The sequence below is a fragment of the Sphingobacterium sp. HMA12 genome (assembly GCF_002933815.1).
In the GTDB taxonomy this organism is placed as follows: Bacteria; Bacteroidota; Bacteroidia; order Sphingobacteriales; family Sphingobacteriaceae; genus Sphingobacterium.
The window spans coordinates 726,153-738,739 of the sequence record NZ_BEYR01000002.1 but is presented as its reverse complement, the minus strand read 5'-3'; the positions used below and the strand labels follow the sequence as shown (position 1 = coordinate 738,739).

The window sequence follows — 12,587 nt, the reverse complement described above, 5'->3', positions numbered from 1 at the left end:
TAACAATTGCTAGTAAAAGCCAATTTCAAATCTCTTAAAAATGAACAATTATTTGTTTTTCAGTATTTTAATTCCCTAAATTCAACCTATGGCTATACTGGAAAACGGTAATCTGAAAGGCTTGGTTGGGAACCTCGTCTTTCGAAAATCAAATGAAAAAACTATTGTACAAACGGGCCCCGGACGTAAAACAAAACAAACGAAGGCCACAAAAGCAGCTGCTATAGATTTTGGTCACGCGAGTACTGCAGGATCCCGCATAAGACATATAATGGGAGAAGTTCACCTCAAATTGCACGATAGCAATATGCACAATCGCCTGATCAACCAATTAAAAAGAGTAACCCGGCCAAACAGAGCACCCGTGGGCGAAAAGACAATTCGAGGCGGAAAGATCGATCGGCTGGTAAACTTCCAATTCAACGACAAATGCCATATGCACGACTACATGCATTTCGACCCAGAAATAAAATTATTGGATACAAAACAAATTGCCATACAATTCCCAAAATTTGACATGCAAAATGATATTCATCGTCCAAAATACTGTAATCTCATGAAAATAAATCTGATGATTGTGGTATTCAATTTCGAAAAACAGATCTATGTCCGTAGGCACAAACACCAGATTTCTTTATGCTTACAGGCAGATTCTAGAACTGTTGAATTGGAAGAATTACGGTTTGATGTGAACGATCAAGATGCTGAGACCGTACTTATTGGAATGAATATCGAATACTATGAAAGATTTCGCGAAGATTATTCCTTGCTAAATAATAAAGATTTGCATCCCGCCGCAATTGTCGGTGCGTTTATTATTGATCGTTAAATGATCGATCATTCGTATAGAATCAATTTAAATGATGTTTCCTTGCTGGCATCGATAATACAACAAAAGGCCGGAATTTAATTCCGGCCTTTTGTTGTGTCGTTAAATCAGCGCCACTTACCGGGCGATCACTTTATTCTTGGTTGCATCATCATAGATTAACAGCATCTTATCTCCTTCGATTAGCAGCCCCCGGCTACCTCCTTTCAGGCGGTTAGATTCATTACTGACGTTGACCCCGTATACTTTACCTTGATAAAAGCTGCTTACTTCAGGAAAAATAGTATGCCCTACAAAAATATGTTTGGCGCCATAGATTTTCATCAGTTTGTTCAAATCCGCTTCGCTCAACGGATGGTATTTCTCTTCTTCACGAACCATACCTCGGTACCATAATGGTCCCTCACTACCAAATAGCAACGATGCCGCCTCTGACTGCTGGCGCTCCTCTTTCGTATGGAACAGATATCGGCGTACCGAATCATTGACCGCTGGAATAGTCCATTTCGGATCCTGCATGGCAGCACTCAGCCCCGCATGTACAAAAAGGTAATCACCAATCTTCTCCATCGTATTCTTACACTGCAACCATCTGCCCAATTCGGTTTCAGATGACCAAAAATCACGGTAACTCTTACCGATAGCCTCCGCCAGTGCCTTGTATTTGTCTTGGGTGTATTTATAATTTCCACGCATGAGCATCTCCTCATGGTTTCCAAACAAAAAATGCACTTGCCCACCGGCTTTGGCGGCTTCACCTTCCAGCTTGTAAATCAGCCAAAAAATAGGCAATACATCTTTTCCCCGATCGAATACATCGCCTATAATTACCAACTGGTTCTTCCCAAAAATCCATTCATAATTTGCGCCGATCACCTTTTGCGCCTTTAGAATGGCATAAAAAGAGGTAAAATCGCCATGTGGATCGGAAAGTACCATAATCTTTTCGCTACGGCGATAAGACCATTTGGGCACTATTATAGGGTGGCGTGAGATCTCAAAACGATATTGACCATCTTCGGTACATACCGAAAAAGGCTCCTGTAGCAGGTTGTCAACCTGTATTTTTCCATCAACTACTCGTATGGATTTGGTCTTTCCGGCTTCATTGAATAAATAAGGCCCATCATGCTGCCCCAACGGTGGTTGGGTCTGTGCATGCAGCTGCTGGAAACTAAACAATATAAAAAGTAGAAAGCAACATGTACTGATCCAGTTTGGATCAGTACACAAATGTTCACGGTTATATTTCCGATGGTTTTTCATGTGACCTATTTTAATAACCGGTATTTTGAATAATATTTGGATTCACATCGATTTCCCTTCTCGGAATCGCCATCAGTGTTTTGAAGTAGGTGCGGTCGAAGGATTTTGTCTCCGGTCTCAATAGCGGTGAAACGTGCGCCTTACCCTTACGTTCTATCCGTAGGTCATTGCGCATGGCATCAAATAAACGATGCCCTTCACCAACCAGCTCACGACGACGCTCTTCCATAACTCGGCTCAGGCTCACGGTTCCGCTCACCGACTTCGCCGGATTAGCGCGTTTGACAATGGCATTTAAATAATGAAGTGCATTGCTGTTATCACCCAATTTTACCGCTGCCTCAGCTGCAATAAGGTATGCTTCCGATAAGCGAAGAACCGGAATATCAGCAAATTCTGGATTTTCATTCTCTGCCGTGTTCCCCGGATACTTATTCAAATAGTAATAATCGACCTGCTTACTGGTGTATTTGGTTATCACTTTTTGACGTACATCATTCGGATCATCTTGAAGTAAATTCAAATAATCATCTGAAAGAATGATGTCATTATAGCCCAAGCGCCATAACAAGTTACCAATCCCCTCTTTTGAGTCACTGGCCTCTACTTTGGTATTGGACAGCTGAAACAATATTTCGCTCGTAAAGTCCTTGGACCAGACCGTCGCATACTCCTCATTTTTCCACAATTGGTACTGTCCTTTCTTTGAGCTTGCGGCAGTTTCGGCATCTTTGATCAGAGCTGCAGCCATTCTAAAGGCTTTTGTGTTTTCTCCGATATAGAGATAAGCACGTGCCAATACTTGCTCTGCGGCAAACCTGTTGAGCTTACCATCATTTCTTGCTGTACTCAACAAACTGTCAGCACCTTCCAGATCGTTAATAATCTGTGCATAAACCTCTTTAACTGTATTGCGTGCGGGCTTGCTCGTAGACACATGTTTCTCTGTCTCAATAGGCACCCCCAAAGAAGCACCTTGATTTACCGCATAGGGAGCGCCAAATACTTTAACCAGATCAAAGTGAGCCATTGCACGCATGGTCAAGGCCTGTCCTTTGATATCTTTGAGCACATCGGTCATTTGATCGGCAGACAAACCATTTACATAGGCCAGCACACCGTTGGCATTACGGATCACACGGTAAGGTTGATACCAAAGCGAGGATGGCGTATTATCCTTGTTAAAGTCAAAAAGATAATAACCTGCCGCACGCTTGGTGTCACCGTTGGCGAGCATATCCTCCCCAGTGACGTCCCCATAATATGTCATCCGTGCGCCATAATATTCATAGCCACGCATAATATCATAGATACCATTTAATGCGTAGCTCGCTTCATTCGCCGATTTAATTGCCTCCGAACTCTCTGTTGAGGTACTTGGTTGTGCTGTCTCCAGCCATTTATTGCCGCAGCCTGTCAGCAATGTACAGGATAATAACGCTATTGATATAATATTTTTCATCACAAATAATTTTTTCCCATCATGTTGATGGGTTGCTAACGAATCAGTGCTCGCTCTTAAAATTTAACATCCAAACCGAAGGTTACCGTCTTTATTTTCGGGGATTCAAAATATACCACCCCATTTACAGGTACCTCAGGATCGTAGTTTTTATAGGCCGCAAAGGTCAGTAAGTTCATACCGGAACAAAAAGCCCGGATATTACTAACTTTTAGCCTGCGGGAGATATGCTGTGGAATAGAAACCCCAAAAGTCAGGTTTTTCAAACGGATATGATCGGTAGAATGCACGCGGCGTGTATTGGCCACACTGCTCATGTCATATTTATTTCCGACCATAAACATCTCAATATCGGTTTCGTCGCCCGGCTTTTGCCATCTCCGCTCATAATATTTTGGAATATTGTCATATCCTGTTTTCCCCCCCAGTTCTGTTTTCTGTGCCGCATTGTCATATGAATTGCCGCCTAGGGAATAAGTCCAGGTGAAGTTGAGGTCCAGGAATTTATAACGGAATGTATTGGTAAAACCACCTACAAGCTTTGGATCTGCATTCTTATACAAAATCCGTGTTGCAGCAGTATAATCTTCGGTAGTCTCTCTCGAACCCGGTGTCGAAGGATCATTGACATAATATTGTGGTACGCCGGTCTCTTTATTGATCCCCGCAAATTCGATTAAATAATAGCTATACCATGGCTGTCCAATACGGTGAATCTGTGTCCCATCCCGCAATTCCGAACTGCCGTCAGATAGGGCAATTGTTTTATTACGGTTCATCCCAAAGTTTAAACTCGAAGTCCATTTAAATGCACCATTTCTTAGGATATCTGCGTTCAGGTCAAGCTCAATACCCGAATTGCGAATTGTTCCAATATTGCTCAGATAGGATGAAAATCCTGTGGTGTAAGAGGTAGGAACATCGTTCAACAAATCCGATGACTGACGTTGGTACCACTCAAAGGTAAGTCCCAGTCGTTCGAACAAACGCAAATCCAATCCAATATTGAGATTATTCTGTTTTTCCCATTTCAAACCTGGATTTCCGATCTGAATCTCCCGCATACCCGGATTATTCCTGTACGGGAAACCAAAACCCGTTAAATCCATATAGGTATAAAATTCGGATGGCAAAGTTCCATTGGTACCATAAGAAACACGGATTTTACCGTCGCTGATCACATCATTTAAAGAAGCCATAAAGTCTTCTTTGGTGAACTTCCATGCTCCGGACAATGACCAGAATGTCCCCCAGCGATTACTGCGGTGGATACGTGAGCTACCATCCATACGAATACTACCTCCTAAAAAGTACTTGTCATCAAAATTATAATTCGCACGCGACAGGTATGACAGCAAACGCCATTCATTATTGGATCCCGAGACATCAGTCAGCACCGAACCGTTGGACAACACGGTTTTATCCACCGTTGGAAAATTGTCCTTCGCACCGCTCATGCCTTCTTTACGATAAGTATTCACCTCATAGCCACCCAATATATCCAAATGGTGTTTATCTGCTAATGTTTTGGTGTAGGTTAGGCTATTGCGCCATACCATTTGTTTATAATCCGAAAAACTCGTGGTCAATGAACCATTCGTTTTTTCGCCATCCGAGGTACGGGGATCGGACCAGGAGTTATAACGCGTTGTCGTGTGATCCAGGCTAAAAGTTGTATTAAAAACTAGCCCATCAATGAATTTATAGTTCGCAAAAACCGTATTGAATGAACGGTCTCCTTTCTCCCGTCGGAAATTGTACAGCGAAGAGGCCTTGGGATTCCGCGGGCCGTTAGAAAAGAAATCCAGGAAGAAAGACCCATCTTCATTGTATACCGGTTCCGATGCTGTAATCTTATGGCGCGAAGAATAGATCGGTGACGTATAACCACCGCCTTCGGAATTGACGTCCTGTGTAATGTTGGAATACAGGATATTAGCGCCTAATTCCATCTTTTCGCTCATCTTGTATTTCACATTGAGTCTTCCCGTAAGACGCTCAAAACCTGACTGATAGGATAACCCTGTCTGGTTGGTATACCCCATGGATGTATAATAGGAAAGCTTGCTATCTCCACCCGAAGCAGAAATATCCGCATTTCGGAAGGGTGAGTTGCGACGAAAAAGCTCTTTTTTCCAATCTGCCCAGCCGCTTTTCGGAATAGGTGCATATTTATCAATATTCGCCTGCGCATATTCTTCGATCTTTATATCATCCGTTAGCTTATCTAAATAACGGGCTCTATTGCGAAGGCCCTCCAAAAGCATCTCGCGTCGTTGTGGCCCATCCATCACTTCACGATAATCTGTTGCCTGGCTAGATAGCCCATAATCTCCCTTCACTGAAAATACCGGTTTACCTGCTTTACCGGATTTGGTAGTAATTAAGATCACACCGCCCGCTGCACGTGAACCGTAAAGAGAAGCTGCCGCAGCATCCTTGATCACCGTAATTTGCTCGATATCGGAACTATTTATAGTCGACATCACATCCAGTCCAGCATTATTATTACTGCTTGAGGCAATATTTTCGGACATCACAGGTACACCATCGATAACGAACAGAGGCTTGTTTGATGCATTAATGGAGCCCATACCACGGATACGGATATCCGTCGCTCCCCCCGGTTGCCCCGATAAAGAGTTGACCTGAACACCTGGTGCGTTCCCCTGCAGCATCGTCGAAAAATTAACCGCTGGGACATCTGCCATACGTTCAGCCCGAATCGTGGAAGCCGATCCCGTGTAATCTGTTTTCTTAAAAGTACCATAGCCCGTAATCACGACCTCCTCCAGATTGGACTGGCTAAACTGCAGACTTACGTTGAGCGTTTCCCCACTGACTTCAACCTCCTTGCGATCGTAACCTAAAAAACTGAAAACCAGTGTTGCCCCACGGCCGGCCGTGATCGCATAATTTCCGTTTTGATCTGTTCCTACAGTTGCTTTCGTTCCTTTCACGGTAACACTTACCCCCGAAAGGGCCTTACCTTGCTGATCGGTAACCTGACCATGAATACTCTTTTGCAGCTCAAAAGTATTATCTTTCACGCTGTTGTGTGAACGGTCGATTGTCCCATCAGCCTTTCCAGCTTTAACAACAATGGACTTTCCCTCCTTGAGATAGGTTAAACCATGTGGAGCAAGGAGATCCGTCAAAGCACGATCTAAAGGAACGTTAATGAAATCAACCGTAACAGCAGGTGTGTTATTTACGATTTCAGATTTACACAGAACGGTGTATCCAGTCTGCTTTTTGATTTCACGAAATACATTGACGATCGAACTATTCTTCTTTTTGATATTTACCGTCTGGGCGAAACTTCCCGCATGGAGCTGCCCTAGTGTAAATAAAAGAAGTATAATAATCATTTTCATAATAATGAGGTATTTATACTTTTTCATTACATTTGATTGGTTTGTTAGTTTAATAAACAGTTAAGCGCGTTTTATAAAATTTCGGACCAAAATGTGCTGGGGAAGTACCACCTTCCTCAGCTTTTTGACAGAACGAAATAGGAAATAGGTCATTTTTGGTTCTTATTTCATCAATCTTACCCTCCTCCCTTCGATTTGAATTTTAATTTTATCATCGGTCATCTTGATGATCTTTAACACTTTGTCAAAATTATCGAGACGTGAAACCGATCCCCATAACTTCATCTTGGCCAGGTTCGGGTCAATATCAATCTCGATGTCATACCACCGTGCTACCTGAGCCAGTGCCGTACCCAAAGGCTCGTTATTGAACATAAATTCATCATTTTTCCAGGCAATACTTTCATCCACGGGTACCTGCTGTACGGAAAGCTCTTCCCCTTGTACCGACGCTTGTTCCCCCGGCTGAAGTAGCCTTGTCTTTCCTGCCGGAACGGATACTTTTACTTTACCTTCCAGCAGAGAGACCTTTGACTCCTTTTCCTTTGGAAAAGAATAGACATTGAAATGGGTGCCCAAAACTTCAACTTTCTCCTTCGCTGTGACTACGATGAATGGCTTTCCAGCCGCTTTGGCTACTTCAAAATAAGCTTCCCCATCCAATTCGACAACGCGCTGTTCATCTGTAAATTTATTCGGATAGCGTAAGCGCGTATCCGCATTGAGCCACACCTTAGTTCCATCTGCAAGGGCAATCTGGTATTGTCCACCACGAGGAGTTGACAAGATCATCATACGTTTTTCATCTTTTGCCGCCGTCAAGGCTACTGACCCATCGGTATAGGTAATTTCATCGCCCATTACGATCCCGGCCTTTCCTTGATCAAGCCCGATATCGGTACCATCCGCCAGCTGAAGGGTGGCTCTATTCCTACCTGGAAGCAGGTTTTCTGCCAATTTAATAGCATCAACAGGAGCGGAAGGATCTTGTGTACTTATAGCATCTTGTTTATTTAGTTGCCATATTCCCAAGCCAACAATACCAATAAGGCAAGCCGCGGCAGTATACCAACCATATCGTCTCCTTCGACGTCTAGGTTGTTGATCTGCCTGATCCTCAATTTTATCCATAATATTCGACAGTATCCTTTGCTCTTGCACCCGGTCTGCTTCAGCAAATTCTTCATAAGCCTGTAATTCCTTGCGCAAATTTGCTGGATCTTCCAATTTCTTGACCAAGTCTTGTAATTCCGGATACTTTTCAAACAGCATGCTTAATTCAGCATGCTCATCGGGCAGGATTTCCCCTTTCAGGTAAGCTTGGAGTAATTGAATAATATGGTCTATCGTATACATGATGTTCTTTTCATTTCCTTGTTGCCTATAGAAACACGAAGCATACGATTATCTTACAGAAAAAAATAAAAAAATAAACAAAAGACTACATATCAGTTAGATAGTTTAAAAATAAACACAAAACATTGCCCCTTCTATCGCATATGCGATAGTTTCCTTTTACGTTGATCGACTGTTTTTTACTGGATATTTATTACTTACTGACGAAGGACAGGAACGCGATTAGTGCCAGGGCATCTTTTGCTCCCAGAAGCCCCCTAATGGTACTTACCGCACGGGAACGATTGGTGTATACAGCTGCTGGACTTATCTGCAACTGATCCGCAATTTCTTCGACGGTCTTATCCTCCAGATAGGTTAGATTAAAGACTTCTTTTTGCTTTTCTGGCAATTTTTCAACTTCATTAAAGATCGCGTGTACCAGTTCTGCATGAATCATCTTCGAAAAAGCATCGCGGTCATCCATTAACAGATCCTCATAGTCAGATAAAGGCTCCTGAATGCCTTTTGTGCGTTTGTCTCGAATGGCGTTGAGACTGGCATGTTTTGCCGTAATATAGATAAAAGCCCGCAGGCTTTCCATCGACTGAAAATCAGTTCGACGGGACCATACCTTAACAAAAACATCCGCCACAATTTCTTCGGCGATATCAACCTCTTTCAGATAACGAAGAATATAGAAAAGTAGCTGTTTGTAGTACTTATGATAAATAGCCACAAACCCGGTCTGGTTATCTTCCTTCAAACTGTCTATCAACTGTGAATCTGTCATGAGGTAGTGGAAAGTGAACTATTAGGTTAGCCTTAATATCAAGGCTAAATTAGAAAACACTTTTTAGATTATCAAACAGTTAACAATAATTTAAAATGGAACAGCACGCTATCTAAAGCTTTGTAGCGCGCAACATTTCTCTTTTTCCCGGCGCCCCGGGAGCTTTCTCGATGGAAAAGCCCAAAGATTTCATACTACGTTTGAGATTGCCCGTAATGGCATAAGTAACAAAAACTCCACCGGGTTTAACGAACTGGGCGACATGTGCCAATGCCGCATCGCTCCACATCTCGGGCTGATGTATGGCGGCAAAAGCATCAAAATACACGACGTCAAATCGTTTTTCGGTTTGAAAATCCATCAATAAGGTATGAGCAATACAGAACTGTAAACGCTCGTGCATTTGAACCTGCTGCTGCAATGCCGCTTCATAGTGATGCAGATAAGCTGACCAAACTGCCGCATCAACGGTCTCATTGTATCCTGTTGCGGCAACGGTTGCTAGCGGTAACGGAAAACCTTCGATTCCGACATAGTCTACCTGAAATGGTTTGTCCCGAATGAAATGGGCTGTCTGCAGAAAATTAAGTCCAGTACCAAATCCTACTTCCAGAATGGCGACATCCGAAGCTCCTGTCCGCTGCTGATAGTGATCCAGACCCGTTTTGATAAATACGTGCCTACTTTCCTGGACAGCGCCATGCTTTGAATGGTAGCATTCACCGATCTCCGCATTGTACAATGTCTTCGAGCCATCTGCGGTCGTTACAAAATCCATTTTCGTCATACTCATTATTAAAAAAATCTAATATCCTTTACGCCCCTCAACCCAACCTGACATCAACAAGGTCTTTCATGAAGCTTCGGAACCATCCGACACAACAAGCACCCACACTCCACCTTTCTCCCAGCAACGGCGGCGGTCTTCTATCAGAAGATTCGCTCAAAGATAAAAAGCTGGTTCGAATAAATCCCGATTAATCTTTATCGAAGTGTTAAATGAAAATAATAGATAAAAAGATTATTTTAGCGTCGTAAACACGAAACAATTACTGAACCTAATGGCATACTCGGCAAAAACTTTTATACAGAACTATGGTAGCATCCTATTGTTGCTCCTTGGCATCAGTATCGGAAGTTTAATCGGCATCTTTTTTCCACATTTTGTGAATAACCTGAAGCCAATTGGGGATATCTTCCTAAACCTGCTCTTTGTCAGTGTTATACCCCTGGTCTTTTTTGCGATAGCCTCGTCGGTCGCCAACATCGAGGGAGACAGTGTATTGGGCCGTATCATTGGCATGATGTCACTGGTATTTGTAATCGGGATTGTGGTTGCTGGTATCAGCAGTGTTATTTTCCTCTACCTATTCCCCGTCAGTTCGGACCTCCCGATTGAGCAGGCCAGAGATGTCATCGATACAGCTACACAGGATTCCTGGGGTGAGAAAATGGTCCGGTTCCTGACTGTTAGTGAATTTTCCAGCCTACTATCCCGTCAGAATATGCTTGCTTTTGTGATATTCTCATTTTTAGTGGGTATCGCTACACGCAGATCAGGTGATTCCGCTGATATGTTCCGAAAATTTATCAACTCAGGAAATGCCGTCATGGGCAATTTATTGGTCATGGTCATGAATCTGGCTCCTATTGGTCTTGGTGCTTACTTTGCCTATCAAGTCGGTACGCTTGGCCCACAGCTCTTTGGCTTCTATGCTAAACCCATCGGTCTCTATTATATTTTTGGTTTACTCTACTTCTTCACGATATTTAGTCTTTTTGCCTTTCTTGCATTTGGTATCAAAGGAGTCAAACGATACTGGAAAAACAATATTTTACCTTCTCTGACTGCGCTTAGCAGTTGCAGCAGCCTCGCCACCATGCCGGCCAACTTACTGGCAGCAAAACAAATTGGCATACCCGATACCGTCGCCAGTGTCGTCATCCCGCTAGGCACGACACTGCATAAACATGGTTCAGCCATCGCCTGTATCTTTAAAATTTACATTGCACTGCTGTTGAGTGGACAAGATTTTTTTGAGCCAACCAACTTGGTTATGGCTGTTGGAATCACCTTGCTGGTCAGTATCGTTGCCGGAGGTATTCCAAACGGTGGATATATCGGCGAAATGCTCATCATATCGGTTTATCAAATGCCGACAGAAGTCATTCCCTCGATTATGATCATTGCGACTTTAGTAGACCCCTTGGCGACGATGCTCAACGCGACCGGCGACACCGTGGCGGCGATGTTGACCACCAAACTCATCGGACAGAAACTCTCCGATCCGATCCCCGAAAACACAGTAATTAGCAGCTAAAAGCGATAAGAAAAGAATAGCTGTCCGTATTGATGCCGGTGAAAGACAGACTTAAGTTCCTTGGAATTGAAAATATAATTAATGCCGTAATTAACCTTGTGGTTGGACCAGCTGAAGCCTATGCGGTGACTTAACATCCAAGGTTCAATCTGATATAATGCACCGATAGGATCATCTTGACCCAATCCGCCCTGTATGGTGGAGTTATAAAAGACCCTAGCCAAACTAGGCTGATAGACAAAATACCATTCCTTCTCGTTGTTAGTTCGGGCCTGCGTCAAATGTCCATGGGTAAAGGTCGAAGTGTGGTACGATTTAAGTTTACCCGCACGTATCGGAACTCCAGCTTCGATACTGGTATTGTTCATGCCCAGAACTCCTCTTCCCATCATACCAAGATCAAAGGACTGCGATTCATTCCGGTAAATTCCTTTCAGATATTTCGCCTGCAGATCCACGCCAAAGGCATTGCGCAACTCCGTTTCCCAGCCTGTGGCCTCATACATTCCAAAAAGGTGGTGGATAAACTTCTGCGCATCCTCACCATACGATCGGGAGCCGATTTGCCCAAATTCCACTTTCAGTTCAACAACTTGCTCCGCCTTCAAAAAATGGGCCGCCGCTGCACTCAAATAAAGATATCCTGCAAAAGGCCGGTCATATTTCTTATTCTGCCGACGATAATCCATCATGCTAATGCCATTATAGATCCGTTGTCCAAGTTCAAAATCCAGTACTGTATTAGAAATTTCAGCTGTGGCCCTTGGCGGTAGCGCAATCCGATAATTGACATTAATACCATTGGTATAATATCTGTCCTGCCCAACCAATAAATAGACATCATTGTCATTCTGAATGGAAAGTTCCTGATTGCGCAACCTCTCCTGCCCAAAAACCAAAAAAAACGGAAGTATAATCCCATATAAGAGCAGTAAAGACCGCAAAGCAACACTCATATTAACAGGCAATTGTAAAATTCATGCGATATAAACTGCGACAAAATATTAAATCTCCTTTTAAATTATTCAAAAGCATCCAAATATACCTCATTTTTTAAGGCACAACAATCTATTTAGAACAAATATAAATAATGTCGAAAAGTTGCATTATTCCTTTCTTCGCAAATCTATTTGTAATTTTGCATTCGATTAAGTGTCAGTTATTGTCAAAACGATCGTATGCAAGGCGCTCATTGCTATTGACA

Annotated in this window: 9 protein-coding genes; 2 read left to right on the top strand and 7 right to left on the bottom strand. The window is 43.0% G+C overall.

What is annotated here, in order from left to right; genetic code table 11:
• The first annotated feature begins 88 nt into the window (after positions 1–88).
• On the top strand, positions 89–829 hold the full coding sequence (locus tag HMAT_RS16495; RefSeq protein ID WP_104383924.1) for a hypothetical protein: 741 nt from the start codon (positions 89–91) through the stop codon (positions 827–829).
• A 117-nt stretch (positions 830–946) separates the two neighbouring features.
• On the opposite strand, the gene HMAT_RS16490 is transcribed toward HMAT_RS16495, so the two are convergent.
• The 6 genes from HMAT_RS16490 to mnmD all read right to left on the bottom strand — a co-directional run bounded on the left by HMAT_RS16490 (position 947) and on the right by mnmD (position 9,855).
• On the bottom strand, positions 947–2,095 hold the full coding sequence (locus HMAT_RS16490; protein WP_104383923.1) for a metallophosphoesterase: 1,149 nt from the start codon (positions 2,093–2,095) through the stop codon (positions 947–949).
• Between the two features lie 10 nt (positions 2,096–2,105).
• Positions 2,106–3,557 carry a RagB/SusD family nutrient uptake outer membrane protein gene (locus tag HMAT_RS16485; RefSeq protein ID WP_104383922.1) on the bottom strand — a complete coding sequence of 484 codons (1,452 nt, stop codon included), beginning with the start codon at positions 3,555–3,557 and terminating at the stop codon, positions 2,106–2,108.
• Positions 3,558–3,613: 56 nt separating this feature from the next.
• Positions 3,614–6,934: a TonB-dependent receptor gene (locus HMAT_RS16480; protein ID WP_158655906.1), complete on the bottom strand. Its 3,321-nt coding sequence runs from the start codon at positions 6,932–6,934 to the stop codon at positions 3,614–3,616.
• Between the two features lie 162 nt (positions 6,935–7,096).
• Positions 7,097–8,290 carry a FecR family protein gene (locus tag HMAT_RS16475; RefSeq protein ID WP_104383920.1) on the bottom strand — a complete coding sequence of 398 codons (1,194 nt, stop codon included), beginning with the start codon at positions 8,288–8,290 and terminating at the stop codon, positions 7,097–7,099.
• Between the two features lie 193 nt (positions 8,291–8,483).
• Entirely contained in the window at positions 8,484–9,062 is a 579-nt protein-coding gene (locus tag HMAT_RS16470; RefSeq protein ID WP_104383919.1) for an RNA polymerase sigma factor, read from the bottom strand.
• A gap of 112 nt (positions 9,063–9,174) precedes the next feature.
• On the bottom strand, positions 9,175–9,855 hold the full coding sequence (mnmD, locus tag HMAT_RS16465; RefSeq protein WP_371412053.1) for a tRNA (5-methylaminomethyl-2-thiouridine)(34)-methyltransferase MnmD: 681 nt from the start codon (positions 9,853–9,855) through the stop codon (positions 9,175–9,177).
• 268 nt (positions 9,856–10,123) lie between these two features.
• Between mnmD and HMAT_RS16460 the strand changes: the two genes are divergently transcribed.
• Entirely contained in the window at positions 10,124–11,383 is a 1,260-nt protein-coding gene (locus tag HMAT_RS16460) for a dicarboxylate/amino acid:cation symporter (protein WP_104383918.1), read from the top strand.
• Here the strand turns inward: HMAT_RS16460 and HMAT_RS16455 are convergent.
• Positions 11,380–12,339: a lipid A deacylase LpxR family protein gene (locus HMAT_RS16455; protein WP_104383917.1), complete on the bottom strand. Its 960-nt coding sequence runs from the start codon at positions 12,337–12,339 to the stop codon at positions 11,380–11,382. The two genes, HMAT_RS16460 and HMAT_RS16455, sit on opposite strands and share 4 nt — an antisense overlap.
• Between the last annotated feature and the right edge of the window lie 248 nt (positions 12,340–12,587).